This window comes from Kitasatospora sp. NPDC085879 (assembly GCF_040686255.1).
GTDB lineage: Bacteria > Actinomycetota > Actinomycetes > Streptomycetales > Streptomycetaceae > Kitasatospora.
The window spans coordinates 1-24,559 of record NZ_JBFBJZ010000043.1 but is presented as its reverse complement, the minus strand read 5'-3'; the positions used below and the strand labels follow the sequence as shown (position 1 = coordinate 24,559).

Sequence of the window (24,559 nt, the reverse complement as noted above, 5' to 3'; positions counted from 1 at the left end):
CGCTGCCACGCCCCGCGCAGGGCAGCCGGGTGCCGCCGTCCGTGCACCGTCACCCCTCCACCCTGCACCCGGGGCCGTCCGCGCACCTCCGCGACACGGCGGCCCCGTCCGGGCCCCGCAGCCGGCCGCCGGCGTTGACCGTGATCTTGGACAGCGCCTACAGTCGGGACCGCTCCCCGCCCCCAGCCCGCCGAAAGGGCCCTGATGAAGCGTCACGCGTGGCTGGACCGCATCCGGCAGCTCGACCCGGAGACCGACTACGCCGAGATCTACCGGATCAGCAGCTGGCACGAGTTCCCCTGGGACACCAACCAGTCGCTCGGCTTCGCGCTCTACCGGACGTACGCGGTGCCCTCCATCGGCCGCCTGCTGGCCCGCACCGGCGAGTTCACCGAGCGCGCGCAGAAACGGTACGACGACACCGTCCTCATCCTGGAGGCCGTGCTGGAGCACGGCTTCGACTCCGGGCCGGGCCGCGAGGCGATCCGCCGGATGAACGGGATGCACCGGCGGTACGGGATAGCGAACGAGGACTTCGTCTACGTCCTCGCCACCTTCGTGGTGGTGCCCAAGCGCTGGTTGGACGACTACGGCTGGCGCCCGTACTCCGCGCCCGAGATCCGGGCCGCCGTCAACTACTACCGCGAGCTCGGCCGGCACATGGGGCTGCGCGACGTCCCGGAGACGTACGAGGAGTTCGAGCGGCTGCTGGACGACTACGAGCGGGCGAACTTCGCCTTCGACGAGGGCGGCCGGGCGGTCTCCGACGCCACCCTGGACCTCACCGCGAGCTGGTACCCGCGCCCGGTCGGCGCCCAGATGCGGCGCTCCTCGATCTGCCTGCTGGACGACCCGCTGCGGGAGGCCTTCGGCTACCCCCGGCCGCCGGCGGCGCTCACCGCGCTGGTCCGCGGCGGGATGCGGCTGCGCGGCCGGCTGGTCCGGCTGCTGCCGCCGCGCCGCAAGCCGCACCTGGCCCGGGACGGCCGGCAGGTCCGCGGCTACCCCGACGGGTACCGGATCGCCGAGCTCGGCACCTTCGAGGGGCCCGAGGACCGGGGCACCGGCGGCGGGGGTTGCCCCTTCGGCGCCGGGGCGTCCTGACACCCCGGTCCTCCCGGGCGCTGTCGGTGGCCCGTGCCAGGCTGGCGGCATGACCGAGAACCCCGTGCCCGAGAACCCCGCGTCCGCGACCGTGCCCGAGATCCCGCCGCAGAACTACGCCCAGGGCTGGGCCGACGGCGGCGCCCGACCGCCGCTCCCGCTGGTCGGCGACGAGCGGGAGATCCTCACCGCCTACCTCGACCACCACCGCGAGACGCTCGCCCTCAAGTGCGTCGGGCTCACCCCCGCGCAGCTGTCCGAGCACGCCGTGCCGCCGTCCCGGCTGACCCTGCACGGGCTGCTGCGGCACCTCGCCGGGGTCGAGCGGTGGTGGCTGCACCTGCAGTTCGCGGGTGAGGACACGGAGATGCTCTACTACTCCGACGACGACCCCGACCAGGACTTCGAGAGTCTCGACGGCGACCCGGAGAAGGCGCTGGCCGTCTGGCGGGCCCAGTGCGAGCGCTCCCGGGAGATCGTCGCCGCCGCCCCCTCGCTGGACGCCACCGGCGTGCACCGGGCCACCGGGCAGCCGGTCTCGCTCCGCCGCATCCTGGTGCACCTGATCGCCGAGTACGCCCGCCACGACGGCCACGCCGACCTCCTGCGCGAGCGCCTCGACGGCGCGACCGGCTACTGACCTCCGCCGCCGCTGGGCTGCCCCGCGCCCGCGGTCGGCTCCCCGGTGCCGCGGGTCGGGCGCCCGGGGCCCGGGCTCGGCCGGCCCGGGCCGGGGGTCGTCTGGCCGCCGCCCGGGGTGGGCCGCCCGCTCTGGGTGGGCTGTCCGGTGGTCGGCTGCCCTCCGCCCGGGGTCGGCCGGCCGGTCTCCGGGGCCTGCCGGTCGGAGTCGGACGTGTCCGGGGCGGCGGACGGCAGCCGCACCACGGTGAACTCCCCGGCCGGGACACCGTCCAGGACGTCCTCGACGGCGTCCCGCCAGATCGGGCCGGCGACCGTGCCGCCGAAGGCCGCCTGGATCCGCTCGCCGCCCATCCGCTGCCCCTGCAGCGGGGCCGGGTCCACCGTGTCGCTGACGACCGTCGCGGCGGCCAGCTCCGGGGTGTAGCCGACGAACCAGACCTGCCGGCCCTCGTTGGTGGTACCGGTCTTGCCGGCCGTCGCCCGGTCGGACAGGCCGGCGGTGGTGCCGGTGCCGCCGTCCTCGACCACGCCGCGGAGCATCGCGGTGACGGTGTCCGCGGTGGTCTGCGACATCGCCTCGGTGCAGGAGGCCTTCGGCACGGCGAGGGCCTTGCCGTCCGGGCCGGTCACCGAGGTGATCGCGGTCGGCGCGCAGTAGGTGCCGTGGGCGGCGAACGCCGCGTACACGCTCGCCATCTCCAGCGGCGTCAGGTCGTTGCTGCCGAGGGTCATCGACGGCACCACGCCGAGCTTCTCGCCGCCGGCCTGCTGGGTGATGCCCAGCTTGGCGGCCGTCTTCGCCACCTCGCACAGGCCGGTCTCGGCCTCCAGGTTGGCGAAGTAGGTGTTGACCGACTTCTTCATCGCGGCCGGCATGGCGAAGCTGCCGGTCAGGTCGCGGCTGTCGTTGTGCACCTCGCCGCCCTCCGGGAAACGGCCGCCCGCGCAGTCCTTCATCGCCGGCCACGGCATGCTGTAGCCCGAGGTGTAGCTGCGGCTGACCGGTATGCCGTTCTCCAGCGCCGCCGCGGCCACGATCGGCTTGAAGGTGGAGCCGGTCGGGAAGCCGAGGCCGCCGCCCATCCGCTTCGGCACGTTCAGGTTGATCGTGGTCTCGTCCTTGCCCAGCCCGTACGGGCGGCTCTGCGCCATCGCCAGCACCTTGCCGGTGCCCGGCTGGACGACCGACATCACCGCGGCCGGCCGGTCGGACGGCGCGGCGTGCGCGGTGACGGCCTGCTTCACCGCCTTCTGCGCCTTGGGGTCGAGGGTGGTGCGGATCTGCAGCCCGCCGCGCTTCCACAGCGCCTTCCGCTCCTCCGGGGTCTTCCCGAAGGCCGGGTCGGACAGCACCACCCGCTGCACGTAGTCGCAGAAGAAGCCCGCGCCCGTCCCCGCGGTGATGCAGCCCTGGTGCGCCCGGGTCACCCTCAGCTCCACCGGGGAGGCGATCGCCTCCGCCGCCTGCGCCGCGGTGACGTGTCCGAGTTCGGCCATCCGGCGCAGCACGGTGTCCCGGCGCGTCTTCGCCGCGGCCGGGTTGACGATCGGGTCGTAGGCCGACGGCGACTGCACCAGGCCCGCCAGCAGCGCCGCCTGAGGCAGCGACAGATCCTTGGCGTGCACGCTGAAGTACCGCTGGGCGGCCGTCTCTATGCCGTACGCCTTCTCGCCGAAGAAGGTGATGTTGAGGTAGTTGGCGAGGATCTGGTCCTTGCTCAGGGTCTCCTCGACCTTGATGGCGTACTTGAGTTCGCGGACCTTGCGGTCCAGGGTCTGCCGCTGCGCCTCCTGGACCTTCTGCACGTCGTCGCCCGCCTGGTCGACGAAGACGTTCTTGACGTACTGCTGGGTGAGGGTGGACGCGCCCTGCGCGGTGGTGCCGGAGGTCGCGTTGGAGTTGAGGGCGCGCAGCACGCCCTTCAGGTCGACGGCGCCGTGCTGGTAGTAGCGGCTGTCCTCGATGTCGACCAGGGCGGTCTTGACCAGCGGTGACATGGCGTCGGAGGCGACGACCGTGCGGTCCCGGCTGTAGATGGTGGCGATCGTCCCGCCGGCCGCGTCGTAGACGGTGGACGCCTGGGAGAGCGGCGGCGTCCTGAAGTCGTCGGGCAGGCTGTCGAAGTCCTCCACCGCCGACTGCGCGCCGAGCCCGGCGGCCCCCACGGCGGGGAGTGCGAGCCCCGCGACGAGGACGCCGCCCAGGGCGCTCGCCCCGACCAGACGGGCAGCCAGGAGGACCTTCTTGCGGTAACCGATGGAGTTGTGACGCGCCATGGGATCGACCTTAGGCGAACCTTCGCCCACCAAGAACCCGATTTTCTTCCCGCTTTCGTCACAGGTCCGCGACAGGCCCCCCGTACCGGTCGGGCGGCACGCCGGACCGGCCGTGCTCTTGACGCGGCGGCGCCCGGTGGCAAGCCTTGGTCCCGGCAGATCCACCCAGCCCACGCCCGGCCCATGCCCGGCCCAGGAGGTCAACGGTGACCGCACAGGCGTCGCACGCGCACGGCCGCACCGACGTGCCGCTGCTCGACGAGACGATCGGGCAGTGCCTGGACCGCGCGGTCGCCGCCCACCCGGAGCGCGAGGCGCTGGTGGACGTGCCGAGCGGGCGCCGCTGGACGTACGCCGAACTCGGCCGGGACGTCGACCGGGTGGCCCGCGGCCTGCGGGCGCGCGGGGTCGGCCGGGGCGACCGGGTCGGCATCTGGGCGCTCAACTGCCCCGAGTGGGTGCTGGTGCAGTACGCCACCGCCCGGCTCGGCGCGATCCTGGTGAACATCAACCCGGCCTACCGGACGCACGAGTTGGCGTACGCGCTGAACCAGTCCGGGGTGAGCCTGCTGGTCGCCCAGCCCGCCTACCGCACCAGCGACTACCGGGCGATGGTGGCCGAGGTCCGCGAGGAGTGCCCGGGCCTGCGCGAGACGCTGTGGATCGGCGACCCGGAGTTCCAGGAGCTCGACGGGGACGGGGAGTTCCCCGCCGACCTGGCCCCCGACGACCCGATCAACATCCAGTACACCTCCGGCACCACCGGCTTCCCCAAGGGCGCCACCCTCTCGCACCGGAACATCCTCAACAACGGCTACTGGGTCGGCGAGTTGGTGGGCTACACCGAGCAGGACCGGATCTGCCTGCCGGTGCCCTTCTACCACTGCTTCGGCATGGTGATGGGCAACCTCGCGGCGCTCTCCCACGGCGCCTGCGCGATCATCCCGGGCCAGGGCTTCGACCCGGCCGCCACCCTGCACGCGGTGCAGGCCGAGCGGGCCACCTCGCTGTACGGCGTGCCGACGATGTTCATCGCCGAGCTGGGCCTGGCCGACTTCGCGACGTACGACCTCACCTCGCTGCGCACCGGCATCATGGCCGGCTCGCCGTGCCCGGTGGAGGTGATGAAGCGCGTCCAGACCGAGATGCACATGGCCGAGGTGGCCATCGCGTACGGCATGACGGAGACCTCGCCGGTCTCCACCCAGACCCGCCGCGACGACGACCTGGAGCACCGCACCGGCACGGTCGGCCGGGTGCTGCCGCACCTGGAGGTCAAGGTCGTCGAGCCGGAGACCGGCCGGACGGTCGGCCGCGGCGAGCCCGGTGAGCTGTGCACCCGCGGATACTCCGTGATGATCGGCTACTGGAACGAGCCGGAGCGCACCGCCGAGGCGATCGACGCCGAGGGCTGGATGCACACCGGCGACCTCGCCGTGATGCGGGAGGACGGCTACCTGGCGATCGTCGGCCGGATCAAGGACATGATCATCCGCGGTGGCGAGAACGTCTACCCGCGCGAGATCGAGGAGTTCCTGCACACCCACCCGGCGATCGCCGACGTCCAGGTGGTCGGCGTGCCCGACGAGCGCTACGGCGAGGAGATCTGCGCCTTCGTGGTGCTGCGCGACCCGGCCGGCACCCTCGGCCCCGAGGAACTGGCCGAGTTCTGCCGCGGCCGCCTCGCCCACTACAAGACCCCCCGCCACGTGCACGTGGTCGAGGGCTTCCCGATGACGGTCAGCGGCAAGGTGAGAAAGAACGAGCTGAGGGAACAGGCGGCCCGCGCGCTCGCCCGGTGAGCCCCCGGCCGTTACCGCGGGCCGGTCGAGGCCGGGCGGCGCCCCCCGGGGTGCGGGCCCGGCCACCGCCGGTCGCGGTCCGTTACGCTGGTGACGTGCTTCTTCTCGTCAGCCGTCGCCACGTGGACCTGCTCCGCGTCACGAGCATGTCCTGTCGACGCTCCGGCTGATCCCGCTCGTCCTCCGCCCTTCGGGCACACACCCTCCCCCGGCCCCGCTGCACCGGCCACACCCGGCGCGGCAGCGGCAGCGTCCCCGGCGACCGCCGGGCCCGCCGGGGCATTCGACACCCAGGTGATGTCACCCATGACCCAGCAGTCCCCTTTCACCGACCCCGCCGGCGACCACAGCACCGGCCTCCCGGTCATCGACCTCTCGCTCGCCGACGGCAGCGCCGAGGACCGCGCCAGGCTCCGCACGGACCTCCGCTCCGCCGCGACCGGCGTCGGTTTCTTCCAGCTCGTCGGGCACGGCGTGACCCCGGCCGAGACCGCCGCGCTCACCGACGCGATGCACGCCTTCTTCGCCCTCCCCGAGGCCGACCGGCTGGCCGTGAGCAACCTCAACTCCCCGCACTTCCGCGGCTACACCCGCACCGGCGACGAGCGCACCGGCGGCAGCCAGGACTGGCGCGACCAGCTCGACATCGGCGCCGAGCTGCCCGCCCACGTGCCCGCCTCCGGCGAGCCGCCGTACTGGTGGCTGGAGGGCCCGAACCAGTGGCCCGCACGACTGCCCGCGCTGCGCGAGGCCGCGCTGCACTGGATCGACCGGCTCGGCGGCGTCGGCCGCCGGCTGCTGCACGAGCTGCTCACCGCGATCGGCGCCCGGCCCGACTTCTACGACTACGCCTTCGAGGGCCACCCCCACCTGCGGCTCAAGCTGGTGCGCTACCCGGGCACCGCGCCGGACGGCGCCGGGCAGGGCGTCGGCTCGCACAAGGACTACGGCTTCATCACCCTGCTGCTGCAGGACACCGTCGGCGGCCTGCAGGTGGAGCGCCAGGACGGATCCTTCCTGGAGGTGCCGCCGATGGAGGGCGCCTTCGTGGTCAACCTCGGCGAGCTGCTGGAGGTCGCCACCGACGGCTACCTCAAGGCCACCAGCCACCGGGTGGTCAGCCCGCCCGGCGCCCGGGAGCGGTTCTCGGTGCCGTTCTTCTACAACCCGCGGCTGGACGCGCACATCGAGCCGCTGGAGTTCCCGCAGGCCCACCACGCGCCCGGTGCCACCCAGGACCCGGCGAACCCGCTGTTCGCCGAGTTCGGCCGGAACGAGCTGAAGGGCTACCTGCGGGCGCACCCCGAGGTCACCCGCCGCCACCACGCCGACCTGCTGCCGCTCACCGCCGCCTGACGGGCTCCGCCCCGGGGGCGGCCCTGAAGCGGTCCTGAAGGAACGGGGCGGCGGGAGAGAACTGCACACCGACGATCGCGGATTGTTCTAGCATGGTGCGAACAATCCGCGATCGTTCGCGTCCCTGGAGGGATCTCCGTGCCCGCCCTGCCGTTACCCCGGCCGACCCGGCCGTCCCGGACCGCCGTGGTCCTCACCGTCCTGCCACCCGCAGCCGCCGCCGCGGCGGTCCTGCTGGTGTACGCCCGGCTGCGGCCGCGGCTGCCCGAGCCGCTCGCCGTGCACTTCTCCGGCAGCGGCGCCGACGGCACCCTGCCCGCCTGGCGCTTCCTCACCGCCGCCGTCGGCCTGATCGCGATCACCGGCGCCGCCCTCGCCCGCCCGGTGCTCACCGGCGGCCACCCGCCGCGCGCCGGGCGGGCCCTGCTGGCCGGGGGCTGGGCCGCGGCCGCGCTGCTCGGCTCGCTCTGCACCCTGGTGCCGGCCGCCAACGCGGACGCCGCCCGCGCCGCCGACGCCCGCCTGCCGGGCCTCGCCGTGGCCGTCTGCTGCGGTGGCGCGGCACTCGCCGGAGCGGTCGGCCTGCTGGTGGGCGGCCCGGTCGTCCGCCCGGCGCCGCAGCCCGTCGCTCCCCCGGTGCCCGTCCCGGTGGAGCTCACCGCCGGGGAGGCCGTCTCCTGGTCCCGCACGGTCGGCTCGCCTCTGCTGCGCACCCTCGGGCCCGCCCTGCTCGGGCTGGCCGCCGTCCTGCTGGTCGCCGGGGCCGGGGCCGGCGCGCTGCCGATCGCCGTCGTCGGGGCGGCGGCCACGGCCGTGGGCCGGGTCCGGGTCACCGTCGACCGGCGCGGCCTGACCGTCGGACTGCCCCTGGTGCGCCGGCCGTGGCTGCGGGTGCCGCTGGAGCGGATCGCGGCGGCCGACTGCCGGGAGGTGCGGGAGACGGGGGTGTTCGGCGACGAGGGGTACCGGTCCGGGCCCGGCCGCAGCGGCCTGGTACTGCGGGCCGGCGAGGCCGTCGCACTACGGCTCACCGACGGCCGGGAGTTCGTGGTCGCCGTGCCCGACGCCGCCACCGCCGCCGGCCTGCTCACCGCCCTCGTCCGGCAACCCCGTTAGGACCGCCCGTGCTCTTCCGCGTCAACCCCGGCTCGCCGCAGCCGCTGGCCGAGCAGATCGCCGCCTGCGTCCGCCGCGCCGTCGCCGACGGCACCGCGCGGCCCGGCGACCGGCTGCCGCCCGCCCGCGGCCTCGCCGACTCACTGGACGTCAACATGCACACCGTGCTGCGGGGTTACCAGATCCTCCGCGAGGAGGGGCTGGTCGACCTGCGGCGCGGGCGTGGGGCGCAGCTCACCGACGCCGCGTCACCCGGCCGGTCCCGCCTGGGCGAGACGGCCGGGGCGCTGGTCGCCGAGGCCCGCGCCCTGGGCCTTGCGGACGAGGAGGTTCTCGCGCTCGTCCGCACCGCCCTCGCCGGGTCGCCGGGTCCGGCTACTCCTGGTCCTGCACCAGGTGGGCCGGGAAGCCGCCGGTCGCGATCGGACCCCAGCGGCGCGGGGTGATCCGGATCAGCGACTTGCCCTGCCGGCGCATCGCCGCGCGGTACTCGTCCCAGTCCGGGTGCTCGCCGGCGATGTTCCGGTAGTACTCCACCAGCGGCTCCACCGCCTCCGGCGTGTCCAGCACCTCGGCCTCGCCGTCCACCTGCACCCAGGGGCCGTTCCACTCGTCGGAGAGCACCACCACGCTCACCGCGGGGTCGCGCCGGGCATTGCGGGTCTTCGCCCGCTCCGGGTAGGTGGAGACGACGATCCGGCCGGAGTCGTCCACCCCACAGGTCAGCGGGGACGCCTGCGGGGTGCCGTCGGCACGCCGGGTGAGCAGCAGCGCGCGGTGCCGCGGACGGACGAAGTCCAGCAACTCGGCCAGCTCCACCCGGGTGTTGGTGGCAATCGAAGGGCTCATGACCACCAGCCTAGGGCGGACGTGCCGCCGGGGCAGCGGACTCCGACGGGTGTCGGGTGCGCCGCCCCGGGGCGGGGTGCTGGCAAGTGCGTGGTCACTTGGGGTCGCGGTTGAAGGTGGTGGTGGACCAGCGGTAGCCGAGGGCGGTGAGGGCGAGGCACCAGGCGATGGTGATCCAGCCGTTGTTGCCGATGGCGGTGCCGAGGAGCAGGCCGCGGAGGGCTGGCGGCTTCGGCGGTGGGGCTGACCAGGCCCATGCCGACGGCGATCCAGGTGAGTGCGAGGGAGAAGAGTACGAGCAGGCCGAGGGCGGCGAGCCGTTCCAGGGCGGTGGCGTCGGTGGAGCGGAAGCCGATGGCGAGGCCGACGGCGCCGACGACCAGGACGCTGAGGACGGCCTGGATGACGCTGCCGAGGACGTGTCCGATTCCGGCGGCATGAAACGCCGCCTCGACAACAAGGTCGACGACGGCCGCCCTACCTGCGGAAACACCGAACGGGAGACCCGGCACGCACGCACTCGCGAAGGCGCGGGGTGGCACCACATGGCACCACGTGGCGCCAGATGGCGTCACGTGGGCGCTAAGCGGTGCCATGTGGTGCCGCGGGGGTGCGCTGCGCCGGCCGCCGGGACGCGGTGGACCGGCAGATCGGGGCACTGTCACACTGGTGCTGTCACAGCAGGACTGCCGCACCCGGCGGGGCGAACGGGCGGAAGAGGTTGCACCGGATGACAGCAGGCACATCGCGGCTCACCGTCGACGAACTGGCGGCCCGGGCCGGGGTGACCGTCCGCACCCTGCGTTTCTACGCCGCCAAGGGCCTGCTCCCGCCGCCCGAACTCGGCCCGCGCCGGGTCGGCCTGTACGGGCCGCACCACCTCGACCGGCTGGAACTCATCGAGGAGCTCCAGCGACAGGGCCTCACACTGGCCGCGATCGAGCGCTACCTCGCCCAACTCCCCGAGGACATCGGCTCGCTGGACCTCGCCATCCACCGGGCACTGGTCGCGTCCTGGACCCGGGAGGCCGCCGAGGAGGCCGACCGCGGGCAGCTCGCCCGCCGGGTCGGGCGCGACCTCTCCGACGCCGACGTGGACCGGCTCGCCGCCATGGGCGCCCTGCACCGCACCGAGGACCCGGACGTCTTCAAGATCGACCCCGGTCTGCTGCCGCTGGGCGTCCGCATCCTCGACGTGCCGATCCCGCTGGAGACCCTGCTGGCGGCCCGTGCCGTCGTCCGGCTGCACAGCCAGGCCACCGCGCACGACCTGCACCGGCTGTTCCGCGACACGGTGTGGAAGCCCTACCGGGAGAGCGGTCCGGCCCCGGCCGACCTGGACAGGATGAAGAGCCTCACCGACCGCATCCAGCCGCTGGTGGTGCAGGCCATCGTCACCGCCTTCCAGCGCTCGCTGGCGGAGGAGCTGACCGGAAGCGCCGAGTAGCGCCCGGCGGCCGAAATCCGGTCGACAGGGCGGCCCGCCCGGGGTTGGCTCGGGCCATGACCGAACTGCGCACCGCACGCCTCACCCTGCGCCCCTGGCGGGAGTCCGACCTGGCCCCCTGGGCGGCGATGAACGCCGACCCCGAGGTCCGCGAGCACCTCGGGGACGTCCTCACCCGTGAGCAGGCGGACGCCTCGGTGGCGGCCTTCCGGGCGGACTTCGCGCGGCGCGGCTACGGCTGGTGGGCGGTGGAGGTCACGGCCACCGGCGAGTTCCTCGGCTTCGCCGGGCTGGACGACGTGGACGAGGACATGCCCTTCACCGGGGTCGAGGTGGGCTGGCGGCTCGCCCGCACCGCCTGGGGCCACGGCTACGCCACCGAGGCCGGCAGGGCCTGCCTGGACTACGGCTTCGACGTCCTCGGCCTGCCCGAGATCCTCGCGGTGACGACCGCCGCCAACCACCGCTCCCAGGCCGTGATGCGGCGCCTCGGAATGACCCACGACCCGGCCGAGGACTTCGACGACCCGTACGCCCCGGAGGGCAGCCCGCTGCGCCCGAGCGTGGTCCACCGCATCGCCCGCTGACGGGCCGTCGCCGGGGAACGACGGGAACCCGCGGGGAATATTCGGTTGCGCGGTGCGGGGAAGTGGCTAGGGTACTGACGTTCTCGCGGACGCCGTGCGAGGACCCGACGTCGAGGAGGTGTGTCCGGATGGTTGCCGCCGTGTCGCGGCGCGCCTTCGTGTGCGCGCCATACGCCTTCCTCGTCCGTCATCTCCCCACCGGCTGACAGCGCGTCGCACCCGACGCACCCGGTGGGTCACTCCTCAGGAGCCACAGCAGTGCGCGAGCGCTTTGCCGACAGCGATTCCTTCTCCCGCATCCGTCCCAAGGGCGGGTCCCGGCGCGGCCGCAGGTCCGACCGGTTCGACGACTTCGAGCCCGAGTACGTCCCGTTCGAAGCGGCCGGGTTCCCCGAGGCCCTCGACGACCCCGCCTCGCCCTCCCCCGCCGCCGACGGCCCCGCCGAGGGCGACCGCTGGTCCACCTGGGACCGCTCCACGCCCACCGAGAAGGGGCCCGAGCCGCGCCCCGCCTGGGTGGTGACCGAGCTGGCGGCCGTCGACACCGAGCTCGGCATCGTGAAGACCGGCAAGGAGGCCGACGTCTTCCTGCTGGAACGCGGTGTGCCCGGCACCGGGCGGCGCACCCTGATGGCCGCCAAACGCTACCGGGACGCCCAGCACCGGATGTTCCACCGCGACTCCGGCTACCTGGAGGGCCGCCGGCACAAGGAGTCCCGGGTCAGCCGGGCGATGGCCAAGCGCACCGCGTTCGGCAAGGAGGCGATCGCCGGGCAGTGGGCGGCGGCGGAGTTCGCGGCACTGTGCCGGCTCTGGTCGGCCGGGGTGGCCGTCCCGTACCCGGTGCAGATCACGGGCACCGAGATCCTGATGGAGTTCGTCGGCGACGCGGGCGGCACGGCCGCGCCCCGGCTCGCCCAACTCCGCACCGAGGAAGCCGACATCGAGGAGCTGTGGGAGCAGCTCGGCCGCAGCCTGTCGCTGCTCGCGCTCGGCGGCTACGCGCACGGCGACCTGTCGGCGTACAACATCCTCGTCCACCACGGCCGGCTGGTGATCATCGACGTCCCGCAGATCGTGGACCTCGTCGCCAACCCCCGCGCGCGCTCCTTCCTGGAGCGGGACGTGCGCAACGTCGGCGCCTGGTTCGCCTCCCGGGGCCTGCCCGAGGCGCGCGTCGACCAGCTCGTCGAGTCGCTCGCCGCCGACGCGCGCCTGGGGTAGCCCGCCCGGGCCCGGTGGGACTCCCGGCGGGGACTCCCACCGGGTCTCAGGACCCCGCGAGCTGCATCCCGTGCAGCCAGGGCCGGTCCTCGCCCGGGTGGACCTCGGCGGCGAAGTCGTCGGCGAGGGCGGCGATCACGGCCCGGCCCTCGATCCGGGAGAGCCACTCCGGGGGCAGCAGGCCGTCGCCGTGGTGGGCGCCGAGCAGGTTGCCGCAGATCGCGCCGGTGGAGTCGCTGTCCCCGGAGTGGTTGACCGACAGCAGGAAGGCGGACTCGACGGGGGTGCGGTGGCGCCAGTGGTCGGTGCGGGCGAGTGCCGCGTAGACGCCGATGGCGAGGGCCTCCTCGGCCGTCCAGCCGCCGCCGAGGCTCTCGACCGTCAGCGGGGTGGCCGGGCCGGCCTCGGCGAGGGCGACGGCCCGCCGCAGCGCGGCGAGGGTCTCCTGGTGCCCGGGGTAGCGGGCGAGCAGGTCCATGCCGCGCCGCACCGCCTCCGGCAGCGGGTCCCCGGCCACCAGCCGGCTGATCATCGCGGCGAAGGCGCCGGAGGCCAGCTGGGCGGTCGGGTGGCCGTGGGTGATCCGGGCGCAGCGGGCGGCGACCTCGAAGGCCCACTCGTCGCCCCGACCGGTGGCGCCGCGGCCGACGAAGCCGAACGGGGCCGAGCGCATCACCGAGCCGCAGCCCTTGGCGTCCGGGTTGACCGGGCCCTGGGTGCCGTCGACCGGGGCGTGCGCGTCGGGGACGTGGTCCTGCTGAAGCCCGTACTCGCAGGCGCGGCCGGGGGCGCGGCGGGCGTACAGCCACTGCTCGTGGCGGAGTTGTCCGATGCGGTGCCGCAGGCCGTCGGCGGGCGGCGGGGCGGCGTGCTGCTGGGTGTCCAGCCAGCGCAGGTAGGCGTCCTTGACGATGGCGGTCTCGGCGCCGCTGATGCCCTTGGCCATGATGCGGCGGTAGCTCTGCAGCCAGCCCTCGGCGGTGAAGAGGGTCATCTGGGTGTCGTCGGTGATCCGGCCGACCACGCCCTCGCGGTCCGGGACGAGCCCGGTGATGCCGGTCGGGCCGTACTCGGCCTCGACGGTGACCATGGACTTCATCTCGATCGGGTTGCCGAGCGCGTCCCCGATCGCGCCGCCGAGCAGGCAGCCGCGGACCCTCGCCCGGTACGCCGTCAGTTCGTCCCACGACAGCGGCTTCATCCGCGGTCCCCCTCCTCCGGATGATCGTTTCGGAGCAAGGGTAGCCGCCGCCGCGGACACCGCCCCGCCCGAGGGGGGCGGGGCGGTGCGGTCGGGTGTCAGTCCCGGAAGGTGCGGCCGTCGGCGGCCATCTCGTCCAGGAGGGCGGGCGGGGTGAAGCGCTCGCCGTAGGCGGCGGCCAACTCGCGGGCGCGGGCGGTGAATCCGGCGAGGCCGCCGGGGTAGCCGTTGATGTACTGGAGGACGCCGCCCGTCCAGGCGGGGAAGCCGATGCCGAGGATGGAGCCCACGTTGGCGTCGGCGACCGAGGTGAGGACGGACTCCTCCAGGCAGCGGACGGAGTCCAGGGCCTCGGCGAAGAGCATCCGCTCCTTCATGTCCTCGAAGGGGATCTCCTTGCCGGGCCGGGTGAAGTGCTCGCGCAGGCCGGGCCAGAGGTGGCTGCGCTGCCCGTCCCGGTACTCGTAGAAGCCGGCGCCGCCGCTGCGGCCGGGGCGGCCGAACTCGTCGACCATGCGGTCGATGACGGTGTCGGCGGGGTGCGGCTGCCAGCTGCCGCCGGCGTCCTCGACGGCCCGGCGGGACTCGTTGCGGATCTTGCGCGGCAGGGTGAGGGTGAGCTCGTCCATCAGCGAGAGCACCTTGGCGGGGTAGCCGGCCTGGGCGGCGGCCTGCTCGACGGAGACCGGGTCGAGGCCCTCGCCGACCATCGCCACGCCCTCGTTGATGAACTGTCCGATGACGCGCGAGGTGAAGAAGCCGCGGGAGTCGTTGACGACGATCGGCGTCTTGCGGATCTGCCGGACGAGGTCGAAGGCGCGGGCGAGCGCCTCGTCGCCGGTCCGCGGGCCGCGGATGATCTCGACGAGCGGCATCTTGTCGACCGGCGAGAAGAAGTGCAGGCCGATGAAGTCGGCGGTGCGGTCGACGCCTTCGGCGAGCAGGCCGATCGGCAGCGTGGAGGTGTTGGAGCAGAGCAGGGCGTCCGGGGCGACGACGTCCTGGACCTCCTGGAAGACCTTGTGCTTGAGCTCGGGGTTCTCGAAGACGGCCTCGATGACGGCGTCGCAGCCGGCCAGGTCGGCGGCCACGGCGGTGGGGGTGATCCGGGCGAGCAGGGCGTCCCGCTCCTCGGGGGTGGTGCGGCCGCGGGCCACCGCCTTGTCGAGCAGCGCGGCGGAGTAGGCCTTGCCGCGCTCGGCGGCCTCCGCGGTGACGTCCTTGAGCAGCACCTCGATGCCGGCCCTGGCGCAGGAGTAGGCGATGCCGGCGCCCATCATGCCGGCGCCGAGCACGGCGACCTTCTCGACCTTCCGCGCGGGTACGTCCATGGGGCGCCCGGCACCGGAGTTGACGGCCTGCATGTCGAAGAAGAAGGCCTGGATCATGTTCTTGGCGGTCTGGCCGCAGACCAGCTCGGTGAAGTACCGGGCCTCGATCGCCATCGCGGTGTCGACGTCGACCTGGGCGCTCTCCACGGCCGCGGCGAGGATGTTGCGCGGCGCCGGGTAGGGCGCGCCGCCGAGCTGCTTGCGCAGGTTGGCCGGGAAGGCGGGCAGGTTGGCGGCGAGCGCGGGGGTGGCCGGGGTGCCCCCGGGGATCCGGTAGCCCTTGACGTCGAAGCGCTGCACGGACTCCGGGTGGGCGTCGATGAAGGCCCGCGCCTTGGCGAGCATCTCCTCGGGGGTGGCGGCGAGTTCGTCGACCAGGCCGTGCTGCAGGGCCTGCGCCGGACGGTACTGCTGCCCCTGCAGGAGGACCTTGAGCAGGGCGTCGGTGATGCCGAGCAGCCGCACCGTGCGGACGACTCCGCCGCCGCCGGGCAGCAGGCCGAGGGTGACCTCGGGCAGGCCGATCTTGGTGGCGGGGGTGTCCAGGGCGACGCGGTGGTGGCAGGCGAGGGCGAGTTCCAGGCCGCCGCCGAGGGCTGCGCCGTTGATCGCGGCGACGACCGGCTTGCCGAGGGTCTCCAGGGCGCGCAGGGCGCGCTTGATCCGCATGCCGTGCTCGAAGGTCTCGGCGGCCTGGTCGGGGCCGACGGAGGAGAGCAGGTGGAGGTCGCCGCCGGCGAAGAAGGTCTTCTTGGCGGAGGTGACGATGACGCCGCGCAGCCCGTCCTCGGCCCTGAGCCGGGCGACGGTCTCGTCGAGGGCCTCGGTGAAGGCGGCGTTCATGGTGTTGACGGACTGGGCCGGGTCGTCGAGGACGAGGGTGACCACGCCGTCCTGGTCCTGCTCCCAGCGGATGGCGGTTGCTGCAGTCATGGGGAAGTCTCTCCAGGGAGTGGGGTGGTCAGATGCGCTCGATCACGGTGGCGACGCCCATGCCGCCGCCCACGCAGAGGGTGGCCAGGCCGTAGCGGAGGTCGCGGCGCTCCAGTTCGTCCACGAGGGTGCCGATGAGCATGGCGCCGGTGGCGCCGAGCGGGTGGCCGAGGGCGATGGCGCCGCCGTTGACGTTGACCTTCTCGTGGCCGAAGCCGAGTTCGCGCATGAAGCGCAGCGCGACGGCGGCGAAGGCCTCGTTGATCTCGACGAGGTCGATGTCGTCCGGGGTGAGCCCGGCCTTGGCGAGGGCCTTGCGGGTGGCGGGGGCGGGGCCGGTGAGCATGATGGTCGGCTCGGAGCCGGAGACCGCGGCGGAGACGATCCGGGCGCGCGGGGTGAGGCCGTACCGCTCGCCGACCTCGCGGGAGCCGATGGCGACCAGGGCGGCGCCGTCGACGATGCCGGAGGAGTTGCCGGCGTGGTGGACGTGGTCGATCTTCTCCACCCAGTGGTACTTCTGCAGGGCAACGGCGTCGAAGCCGCCGGCCTCGCCGATCACGGCGAAGGACGGCTTGAGGCCGGCCAGGGTCTCGACGGTGGTGCCGGGGCGGATGAACTCGTCGCGGTCGAGGACGATCAGGCCGTTGCGGTCGCGGACCGGTACCACCGAGCGGTCGAAGTGGCCGTCGGCCTGGGCCTTGGCGGCGCGGGCCTGGGACTCGGCGGCGAAGGCGTCGACGTCGGTGCGGCCGAGGCCCTCGATCGTGGCGATCAGGTCGGCGCCGATGCCCTGCGGGACGAAGCTCGTCTCGTAGGCGGTCATCGGGTCCATCGCCCAGGCGCCGCCGTCGGAGCCCATCTTCACCCGGGACATCGACTCGACGCCGCCGGCCAGGATGAGGTCCTCCCAGCCGGACCGGACCTTGGCGGCCGCCAGGTTGACCGCCTCCAGACCGGAGGCGCAGAAGCGGTTCTCCTGGACGCCGGCCACGGTGTCCGGCAGGCCCGCGGCGATGGCGGCGATCCGGGCGATGTCGGAGCCCTGGTCGCCGATGGGGCTGACCACGCCGAGCACGATGTCGTCGATCGCCGCCGGGTCCAGGGTGGGGAAGCGGGCCTGGAGCTCGTGGATCAGGCCGACCACCAGGTCGATCGGCTTGGTGCCGTGCAGGGAGCCGTTGGCCTTGCCGCGCCCGCGCGGGGTGCGGATCGCGTCGTAGACGAACGCTTCAGTGGTCACGGTGGGTGCCTTTCGCGGTAGGTGACCGGGGCGGTCAGCCGAGGAGGGAGCGGCCGATGATCTCTTTCATGATCTCGGTGGTGCCGCCGTAGATGGTCTGGATGCGGCCGTCGGTGAACGCCTTCGCGACCGGGTACTCCGCCATGTAGCCGTAGCCGCCGTGCAGTTGCAGGCAGCGGTCGGCGGTGCGCTTCTGCAGTTCGGTGGCCCACCACTTCGCCATCGAGGCGTCGACCGGGGTGAGCGCGTACCGGTTGTGCTCGGTGATGCAGCGGTCGACGAACGTCCGGGTGACGGCGCACTCGGTGGCGAGTTCGGCGATCTCGAAGCGGACGTGCTGCAGCTTGGCGAGCGGCTTGCCGAACGCGGTGCGCTGCTGGACGTACCGGGTGGTGAGTTCCAGCAGGTGCTCGGCGCCGGCGATGGCGGAGACCGCGATCGTCAGGCGCTCCTGGGCGAGGTTCCGCATCAGGTAGACGAAGCCCTGGTTCTCCTCGCCGAGCAGGTTGGCCTTCGGCACCCGGACGTCGTCGAAGAACAGCTCGGCGGTGTCCTGGGACTTCTGGCCGATCTTGTCGAGGTTGCGGCCGCGCTCGAAGCCGGGCATGCCGCGCTCGACGACCAGCAGGCTGAGCCCGTGCGCACCGCCCTCGGGGGTGGTGCGGGCCACCACGACCACCAGGTCGGAGATGATCCCGTTGGAGATGAAGGTCTTGCTGCCGTTGAGCAGGTAGTGGTCGCCCTCGTCGACGGCGGTGGTGCGGATGCCCTGCAGGTCGGAGCCGGCGCCGGGCTCGGTCATCGCGATCGCGGTGACGATGTCGCCGCTGCAGAAGCCGGGCAGCCAGCGCTCCTTCTGCTCCTCGGTGGCGAGCGAGGTCAGGTACGGGCCGATGATGTCGTTGTGCAGGCCGAGCGCCAGCCCGCTCACCCCGGCCCGGGTGAACTCCTCGGCGAGCACGGCCGGGAAGCGGAAGTCGGCGGTGCCGCCGCCGCCGTACTCCTCCGGCACGGCGAGGCCGAGCAGCCCGTGCCGGCCGGCCGCCAGCCAGGCCTCGCGGTCGACGATGCCGGCCTGCTCCCAGCGCTCCTGGTGCGGCAGCACCTCCTTGGCGAGGAACGCCCGGACGGTCTCCCGGAAGGCCTCGTGCTCCTCGGTGTAGATCTCGCGCTGCACCTGCTGCTCCTCAGTGGTGTGGACGGTCGGTGCCGGCCCGCTCGGACGCGCTGTCCTGCGGGCGGTCGGCGAGGGCGGGGACGTTCCAGTCGCGGGCGACCGCCGCGGTGTCCGCCCCGGGCAGCGCGGGCGGGCGGCGCAGCGCTCCGGGGGTGGCGGAGAACCGGGGCGCCGGGGCGGGCTGGACGAGCCCGTGGTGCTCGGTGTAGCTGCCACGGGCCTTGAGCTGGGGGTGGTCGGCGGCCTCGCCGAGGGAGAGGACGGGGGCGGTGCAGGCGTCGGTGCCCTCGAAGACGGCCGTCCAGTCGGCGCGGGTGCGGGTGGCGAAGCGCGCGGCGATCAGGGTGCGCAGCTCGGGCCAGCGGGCGACCTCGTGCTGGCCGGGGGCGTCCGGGCGGAGGCCCAGCAGCCGGGCGAACTCGGCGTAGAACTGCGGTTCCAGCGCGCCGACGGCCATGTGCCCGCCGTCCGCGGTGCGGTACACGGCGTAGTAGGGGGCGCCGCCGTCGAGCAGGTTGGCGCCGCGGGTGTCGTGCCAGTGGCCGGCCGCCTTCAGGCCCCAGAGCATCGCGGTGAGGTGGGCGGATCCGTCCACGATGGCGGCGTCCACGACCTGGCCGGTGCCGGTGGCGCGGGCGTGGTGGAGGGCGGCGAGCAGGCCGACGACCAGGTAGAGCGAGCCGCCCGCGTAGTCGCCGAGCAGGTTGGCGGGCACTCCGGGCGGTCCGCCGGCCTCGCCGGCGACCAGGCCGAGCACGCCGGCGGTGGCGATGTAGCCGATGTCGTGGCCGGCCCGGTCGGCGAGCGGGCCGTCCTGGCCCCAGCCGGTCATCCGGCCGTAGACGAGGGCGGGGTTGCGGGCGAGGCAGGCTTCGGGGCCGATGCCGAGGCGTTCGGCGACGCCGGGACGGTAGCCCTCGATCAGCAGGTCGGCGCGTTCGACGAGGTCGAGGACGGCGGCCGGACCGTCCGGCGCCTTGAGGTCGACGACGACGGAGCGCTTGTTGCGGTTGGTGACGTCGAGGGCGGGCCCGGGGCCGAGCGGGGGCGGGCCGGGGCGGTCGACGCGCACCACGTCGGCGCCGAGGTCGGCGAGCAGCATGGCGGCGAACGGGCCGGGCCCGAGGCCTGCCAGTTCGACCACGCGCACACCGGTCAGCGGGCCGTGGGCGGCGGGGAGGGTCGCGGCCGTCTGGTTTGACAGTTCAGCTGTCACAGTCGCGATGATAGACATGTGACCCGCCGGTAACAAGGGTCCGCCCGGACCGGCCCGCCGCCGCCCCGCCACGCTTGCGGGCCTCGCCCGGCAGGCGGATTCTGGGGCTGACGACCGACGCCCGAGAAGGTGATCCGCATGCGCAACCACTGGATCGTCGATCTGAACTTCGAGGAGGACGAGAGCCGGACGAGCTGCACCGCCTCGCTCAGCGGCTTCAGCGCACCGGGTGTGCGCGGCATCGGCATCGCCCGCCGCAACCCCGACGACTCCCCCGACTCCACCATCGGCGAGGAACTCGCCGCCGCCCGCGCCTGCTCCAACCTCGCGCACCAGCTCATCGACAAGGCCGCCAACGGGATCGAGACCCGCACCCACGAGTCCACCCGGCTGACCTTCTGACCCGCTCCCCGCTCTTCCGACCCAGCAGTCCCCCGGCGGGTCCGGCGCACCCGCGCCGGACCCGTTGACGTGCCCGCGCCCCACCCGTAGCGTCCGCACCAACCCTCGGAGGCACCACCACACTCCTCCGGGTCTCTGCGTGTCGCAGTACCCCCGGTACACACCTCACGCAGAAGGGACGCCCCCGTGGCCTCCACTCCGCGCCGCAGCAGCCTGGTCGCGATACTCGCCGCCCTGCTCGCCGCCGTGCTCCTCCCGCTGTCCTCGCTGAGCGCCCACGGCGCCGACACGCCGCTGCGCGCCCTCGCGTCGGCGGACGGCCGCCAGATCGGTGTCGCCGTCGCGGACAACCGGCTCACCGGCTCCACCGCCTACAGCTCGCTCGTGACAGGGCAGTTCAACTCCGTCACGGCCGAGAACGCGATGAAGTGGGACGCCGTCGAACCCAGCCGGGGCAACCTCGACTGGGCCGCCGCCGACCGGCTGGTCGCCACCGCCCGGGCCAACGGCCAGGTCGTCCGCGGCCACACCCTCGCCTGGCACAGCCAGGTGCCCGGCTGGATCACCAACGGCGGCTTCGGCGCAACCCAGTTGCGCACCCTGCTGCAGCAGCACATCGCCACCGAGGCCGGCCGGTACGCCGGGCGGATCTACGCCTGGGACGTCGTCAACGAGGCCTTCAACGACAACGGCACCCGCCGCAGCAGCATCTGGCAGGACAACCTCGGCGACGGCTGGATCGCCGACGCGCTGACCTGGGCCCACCAGGCCGACCCGGCCGCCAAGCTGTACATCAACGACTACAGCGTCGAGGGCGTCAACGCGAAGAGCACCGCGCTCTACAACCTCGTCAGGTCGCTGAAGCAGCAGGGCGTTCCGATCGACGGCGTCGGCTTCCAGGCGCACCTGGTGCTCGGCCAGGTGCCCGCCGACCTCACGACCAACCTGCAGCGCTTCGCCGACCTCGGCGTGGACGTCGCCGTCACCGAGCTGGACGTCCGGATGCAGACCCCGTCCAACGCCACCACCCTCGCCACCCAGGCCGAGGACTACCGCAAGGTGGTCACCGCCTGCCGGGCCGTCGCCCGCTGCGTGGGCGTGACCGTCTGGGGCCTGGACGACGCCGACTCCTGGGTGCCGGGCGTCTTCTCCGGCTACGGCGCGGCCACCCTCTACGACGAGAACCTGCAGGCCAAGCCCGCGTGGGCGGCGGTCGCCGCGGCCTTCGGCGGCTCCACGGCCGGCCCGTCCCCGTCCACCTCGGCCTCGCCGTCCGGCTCCGCGTCCCCCGGCTCCTCGCCCAGCTCCTCCCCCGTGCCGGGCGGCTGCACCGTCGCGTACCGGATCGGCAACCAGTGGACGGGCGGCTTCACCGCCGACGTCACCGTGACCAACCAGGGCACCACGGCGATCGGGCCGTGGCAGGTCGGCTGGCAGTTCGCCGCCGGCCAGCAGGTGACCCAGGGCTGGAGCGCGGTGTTCACCCAGTCCGGTGCCACGGTGACCGCGGCCAACCCGTCCTGGGCGGCCACCCTCGCCCCGGGCGCCTCCTACGGCTTCGGCTTCAACGGCAGCTGGGGCGCGAGCAACCCGGTGCCGACCGCCTTCACGCTGAACGGCGCGGTCTGCACCGTCGTCTGATCCTCCGACAGGACGGGTGGCCGGCTCCCCCCACAGGGGGAGTCGACCACCTCCTCTCCTCCGATGCGCGCCCCGGGCCGGGAGTGGCAGGGTCGGGGCCATGGACACCACCGGCCCCACCGCACCCGCGGCCCGCGCGTCGACCGCAGTGACCGCTCGCCGTCGCGGCGTGCCCAGCGCACTGCTCGGGCGGCGGGCCGCGCTGCGCTGGGTCCATCTGGTGCTCGGCGGCGCGCTGCTGATGCCGTTCTGGCTGCTGGCCACCGTCGTGGTCGGGGTGCTGCTGCCGGGCGAGGGACCGCGGCACTCCGTCGTCACGGACCTGCTGGCCCTGGCCGGGGCGCTCCCGGTGGCCGCGGTGACGGGGCTCGTCCCGACGGTGCGGGCGTTGGAGAGCGCCGCCGCCCGGGCACTCTGCGCGGGCGCGGCGGCCGCCGAGCTGTCCGTGACGCCCTCGCGTTCCTGGGCCGCCCGGCGGCGCACCGCCACCTGGTTCACCCTGCACCTCTTCCTCGGCGGAGTGGCATCCGGCATGTCCCTCGCCGTCCCGCCCGCCGTGGTCGGGCTGCTGTTCATGCCGAACGGCGCCTGGCGCCGGCTCTGGTTCGGTGCGCACCCGCCGCCCGCGCCGCTCCTGGCCCTCGGCCTGCTGGTCCTCCTCCTGGGGACGAACGCGGCGGCCGGCGCCGTCCTGGCCCGCGCGGCCCGCCCGCTGCTCGGCCCCACTCCGGCCGAGCGGATCGCCGCCGCCGAGCAGCGGGCCCTCGACCTCGCCCGGCGGAACCGACTGGCCCGCGAACTGCACGACTCCGTCGGGCATGCGCTGAGCGCCGTGGCGATCCAGGCGTCCGCGGCCGGCCGGGTGCTCCGCAGTGACCCGGAGTTCGCCGCCGAGGCGATCGCCGCGATCGAGGCCGTCGCCCGCGAGGCCGTCGGCGAACTCGACACCGTCCTCGGCCTGCTGCGCGAGGACGCGACGGCCGGGCCCGCACCGGCCGCGCCGGACGACCCGGCCGGGGCCGCGGCCGGACACGGCCCCGGCCTGGACCGCCTGGACGCCCTGCTCCGACAGACCGCACGGGCCGGGGCGGCGGTGGAGACCCGACTCGGCCCCGGCCTCGGCGAGCTGCCGGCCGCACTCTCCCGGGAGGTCTACCGGATCACCCAGGAGGGCCTGACCAATGTGCTGCGCCACGCCGGGCCGGTGCCCGCCAGGCTGCGCATCGTCGTCGACGACGGGGAGCTGGAACTGGACCTGACCAATCCGCCGGGGGCCGGACGGCCGACCAGGGCGGGCGGCGGACGCGGACTGCCCGGGATCACCGAACGGGTCACCGCGCTGGGCGGCCGCAGCAGCGCCGGGCCCGATCCGGCCGGCGGCCACTGGCGGCTCGCCGTCCGCATCCCGCTCCCCGCCGACGGCCCGGCCTCCCCGCGGCACACCGCGGCCCGCGCGGGGCAGGAGGCGGGCGCATGATCCGGATCGTGGTCGCCGACGACGAACGGCTGGTGCGCACCGGCCTGCGGGTCGTGCTGGACGCCGAAGCCGACCTCACCGTGGTCGGCGAGGCCACCGACGGCGCCGCCGTCCTGCCGCTGGTCCGCGAGCTGCGACCGGACGTGGTGCTGATGGACGTCCGGATGCCCGGAACGGACGGCATCCGCGCCACCGAACTGCTCACCGCCGAGCCCGAGCCGCCCCGGGTCCTCGTGGTCACCACCTTCGAGCACGACGACCACGTGTACGCGGCGCTGCGGGCCGGCGCGGCCGGATTCCTGCTGAAGCGGGCCCGCGCGGAGGAGATGGTGCAGGCCGTCCGAACGGTCGCCGGCGGCGACTCCCTGGTGTTCCCGGCGACGGTGCGCCGGCTCGTGCCGGACCCGGGGCAGCAGAGCACCGCCGCCGGGACGGAGCAGGCGGCGGCCCCGGGGCTGCCGCAGCGGCTGACCGGGCGGGAGCGCGAGGTGCTCCGGCTGATGGCGGACGGGCTGAACAACGCGGAGATCGCCGAGCAGTTGGTGGTCAGCCCGGAGACGGTGAAGACGCACGTCGGGAGCGTTCTGGCGAAGCTCGGCGCCCGCGACCGCACCCAGGCCGTGGTGATCGCCTACCGGTCCGGATTCGTGGCCGCCGGGTGATCCACTGCGCTCGCGCACGCGGCTTCCACAGCAACCCTACCGGCGGGTAGAGTGCGGCGACCGGTCCGCCTTTCGACCCATCCGTCCCCGGGCAGGCCGTGTCCGCACTCCGACGAGAACTGGTGAACCATGACAGTCCGGACCAAGCCCGCCCTGTGGTGGCGGATGGCCATCGTGCTCTCGGCCGGCCTGGGGCTGGTCCTCAGCAACAGCTCACTGGTGTACTTCACCGTCGAGAGCAATGTCGTCGTGCTCGGCTACTTCATCTCCGCCGTGTACTGGATGATCAAGCGCGACACGGTCGACGCGCCCGCGCCCCGGCTGCGCGGCGCCGCCACGCTGTACATCGTCATCACCGGTCTGGTCTCGCACATCCTGCTCCAGCACGGCGAGAGCCCGCTGCCCGGCCTGGTCTCCGGCCCGGACCGGCTGCAGCACTGGTCGAGCTTCTTCCTGCACTACGTCACCCCGGTGCTCGTCGTGGGCGACTGGCTGTTCCTCAAGCCCCGCAACGCCTCCCGCTGGAAGGACCTCCCGCTCTGGCTGGCCTTCCCGCTCGGGTACGCGCTGATCACCGAGGCACGGGCGATCCTCTTCCCGTCCTTCCCGCTGAAGTACCCCTACTTCTTCCTCGACCCGAGCACCGACGGCTACGGCTGGGTGGCCGGCCAGATCGGCCGGCTCACCGTCGAGTTCGTCGTCCTCGCGGCCGTCGTGGTCGGCCTCGACCGGCTCGGCACCAAGCTGGTCGGCGGCCGCCGGCCCGCCGCCGAGCCCGAGGCGGCCGTGGAGGGCTGACCGCCGCACGGTCGGCGCCCTCGCGGCGCCGACCGCCGCGAGCCCCGGGGGGGGGGGGGGGCGGGGCGGCGGGG

Annotated in this window: 21 protein-coding genes and 1 pseudogene; 14 read left to right on the top strand and 8 right to left on the bottom strand. The window is 74.0% G+C overall.

Annotation, left to right across the window (positions count from 1 at the left end):
- The first annotated feature begins 204 nt into the window (after window positions 1–204).
- Both AB0P35_RS27930 and AB0P35_RS27925 read left to right on the top strand, forming a co-directional pair.
- Window positions 205–1,104, top strand: coding sequence for an oxygenase MpaB family protein (locus AB0P35_RS27930; protein ID WP_095876660.1), 900 nt, complete (start codon window positions 205–207; stop codon window positions 1,102–1,104).
- A 49-nt stretch (window positions 1,105–1,153) separates the two neighbouring features.
- Complete coding sequence (locus AB0P35_RS27925; protein WP_363515929.1) at window positions 1,154–1,744, top strand: DinB family protein; 591 nt, start codon at window positions 1,154–1,156, stop codon at window positions 1,742–1,744.
- Here the strand turns inward: AB0P35_RS27925 and AB0P35_RS27920 are convergent.
- On the bottom strand, window positions 1,738–4,023 hold the full coding sequence (locus AB0P35_RS27920) for a transglycosylase domain-containing protein (protein ID WP_363515926.1): 2,286 nt from the start codon (window positions 4,021–4,023) through the stop codon (window positions 1,738–1,740). The two genes, AB0P35_RS27925 and AB0P35_RS27920, sit on opposite strands and share 7 nt — an antisense overlap.
- 206 nt (window positions 4,024–4,229) lie before the next feature.
- Here AB0P35_RS27920 and AB0P35_RS27915 point away from each other — a divergent pair, with 206 nt between their 5' ends.
- From AB0P35_RS27915 to AB0P35_RS27900, 4 genes are all read left to right on the top strand, one after another.
- The gene (locus tag AB0P35_RS27915) at window positions 4,230–5,825 is read left to right on the top strand and encodes an AMP-binding protein (protein ID WP_363515923.1); all 1,596 of its coding nucleotides are present in this window, start codon (window positions 4,230–4,232) and stop codon (window positions 5,823–5,825) included.
- Between the two features lie 306 nt (window positions 5,826–6,131).
- Window positions 6,132–7,181 (top strand): 2-oxoglutarate and iron-dependent oxygenase domain-containing protein, encoded by a 1,050-nt coding sequence (locus AB0P35_RS27910; RefSeq protein ID WP_363515920.1) that lies wholly within the window; start codon window positions 6,132–6,134, stop codon window positions 7,179–7,181.
- A gap of 138 nt (window positions 7,182–7,319) precedes the next feature.
- Window positions 7,320–8,297, top strand: a complete 978-nt coding sequence (locus AB0P35_RS27905) for a hypothetical protein (protein WP_363515917.1) — start codon at window positions 7,320–7,322, stop codon at window positions 8,295–8,297.
- A gap of 8 nt (window positions 8,298–8,305) precedes the next feature.
- On the top strand, window positions 8,306–8,743 hold the full coding sequence (locus AB0P35_RS27900; RefSeq protein WP_095876666.1) for a GntR family transcriptional regulator: 438 nt from the start codon (window positions 8,306–8,308) through the stop codon (window positions 8,741–8,743).
- Here AB0P35_RS27900 and AB0P35_RS27895 read toward each other — a convergent pair.
- Together AB0P35_RS27895 and AB0P35_RS27890 are read right to left on the bottom strand one after the other, a co-directional pair.
- The gene (locus tag AB0P35_RS27895) at window positions 8,673–9,146 is read right to left on the bottom strand and encodes a PPOX class F420-dependent oxidoreductase (protein ID WP_363515913.1); all 474 of its coding nucleotides are present in this window, start codon (window positions 9,144–9,146) and stop codon (window positions 8,673–8,675) included. The genes AB0P35_RS27900 and AB0P35_RS27895 overlap by 71 nt on opposite strands.
- A gap of 94 nt (window positions 9,147–9,240) precedes the next feature.
- Window positions 9,241–9,574: pseudogene (locus AB0P35_RS27890) on the bottom strand (ABC transporter permease); the annotation flags it as partial.
- A gap of 302 nt (window positions 9,575–9,876) precedes the next feature.
- Between AB0P35_RS27890 and AB0P35_RS27885 the strand changes: the two are divergent.
- The 3 genes from AB0P35_RS27885 (at window position 9,877) to AB0P35_RS27875 (ending at window position 12,404) form a co-directional block, all read left to right on the top strand.
- Window positions 9,877–10,593, top strand: a complete 717-nt coding sequence (locus AB0P35_RS27885) for a MerR family transcriptional regulator (protein ID WP_363515910.1) — start codon at window positions 9,877–9,879, stop codon at window positions 10,591–10,593.
- A gap of 56 nt (window positions 10,594–10,649) precedes the next feature.
- Window positions 10,650–11,180: a GNAT family N-acetyltransferase gene (locus AB0P35_RS27880; RefSeq protein WP_363515907.1), complete on the top strand. Its 531-nt coding sequence runs from the start codon at window positions 10,650–10,652 to the stop codon at window positions 11,178–11,180.
- A gap of 258 nt (window positions 11,181–11,438) precedes the next feature.
- Entirely contained in the window at window positions 11,439–12,404 is a 966-nt protein-coding gene (locus tag AB0P35_RS27875) for an RIO1 family regulatory kinase/ATPase (protein WP_363515904.1), read from the top strand.
- 46 nt (window positions 12,405–12,450) lie between these two features.
- On the opposite strand, the gene AB0P35_RS27870 is transcribed toward AB0P35_RS27875, so the two are convergent.
- The 5 genes from AB0P35_RS27870 to AB0P35_RS27850 form a co-directional block, all read right to left on the bottom strand.
- On the bottom strand, window positions 12,451–13,605 hold the full coding sequence (locus AB0P35_RS27870) for an ADP-ribosylglycohydrolase family protein (protein ID WP_363515901.1): 1,155 nt from the start codon (window positions 13,603–13,605) through the stop codon (window positions 12,451–12,453).
- A 98-nt stretch (window positions 13,606–13,703) separates the two neighbouring features.
- Entirely contained in the window at window positions 13,704–15,869 is a 2,166-nt protein-coding gene (locus AB0P35_RS27865; protein ID WP_363515898.1) for a 3-hydroxyacyl-CoA dehydrogenase NAD-binding domain-containing protein, read from the bottom strand.
- Window positions 15,870–15,897: 28 nt separating this feature from the next.
- Window positions 15,898–17,112: an acetyl-CoA C-acetyltransferase gene (locus tag AB0P35_RS27860; protein WP_363515895.1), complete on the bottom strand. Its 1,215-nt coding sequence runs from the start codon at window positions 17,110–17,112 to the stop codon at window positions 15,898–15,900.
- A gap of 34 nt (window positions 17,113–17,146) precedes the next feature.
- Complete coding sequence (locus AB0P35_RS27855) at window positions 17,147–18,289, bottom strand: acyl-CoA dehydrogenase family protein (RefSeq protein ID WP_363515892.1); 1,143 nt, start codon at window positions 18,287–18,289, stop codon at window positions 17,147–17,149.
- Window positions 18,290–18,299: 10 nt separating this feature from the next.
- Entirely contained in the window at window positions 18,300–19,505 is a 1,206-nt protein-coding gene (locus AB0P35_RS27850) for a CaiB/BaiF CoA-transferase family protein (RefSeq protein WP_363515889.1), read from the bottom strand.
- 138 nt (window positions 19,506–19,643) lie between these two features.
- On the opposite strand from AB0P35_RS27850, the gene AB0P35_RS27845 reads away from it, so the two are divergent.
- The 5 genes from AB0P35_RS27845 (at window position 19,644) to AB0P35_RS27825 (ending at window position 24,485) form a co-directional block, all read left to right on the top strand.
- Window positions 19,644–19,907: a DUF1876 domain-containing protein gene (locus AB0P35_RS27845; protein ID WP_363515886.1), complete on the top strand. Its 264-nt coding sequence runs from the start codon at window positions 19,644–19,646 to the stop codon at window positions 19,905–19,907.
- 186 nt (window positions 19,908–20,093) lie between these two features.
- Entirely contained in the window at window positions 20,094–21,548 is a 1,455-nt protein-coding gene (locus AB0P35_RS27840) for an endo-1,4-beta-xylanase (protein ID WP_363515883.1), read from the top strand.
- A 100-nt stretch (window positions 21,549–21,648) separates the two neighbouring features.
- Window positions 21,649–23,025 carry a histidine kinase gene (locus AB0P35_RS27835; RefSeq protein WP_363515880.1) on the top strand — a complete coding sequence of 459 codons (1,377 nt, stop codon included), beginning with the start codon at window positions 21,649–21,651 and terminating at the stop codon, window positions 23,023–23,025.
- Complete coding sequence (locus AB0P35_RS27830) at window positions 23,022–23,687, top strand: response regulator transcription factor (protein ID WP_363515877.1); 666 nt, start codon at window positions 23,022–23,024, stop codon at window positions 23,685–23,687. Before AB0P35_RS27835 ends, AB0P35_RS27830 begins: the two co-directional genes overlap by 4 nt.
- 129 nt (window positions 23,688–23,816) lie before the next feature.
- On the top strand, window positions 23,817–24,485 hold the full coding sequence (locus AB0P35_RS27825; protein WP_363515874.1) for a Pr6Pr family membrane protein: 669 nt from the start codon (window positions 23,817–23,819) through the stop codon (window positions 24,483–24,485).
- Window positions 24,486–24,559 lie beyond the last annotated feature (74 nt).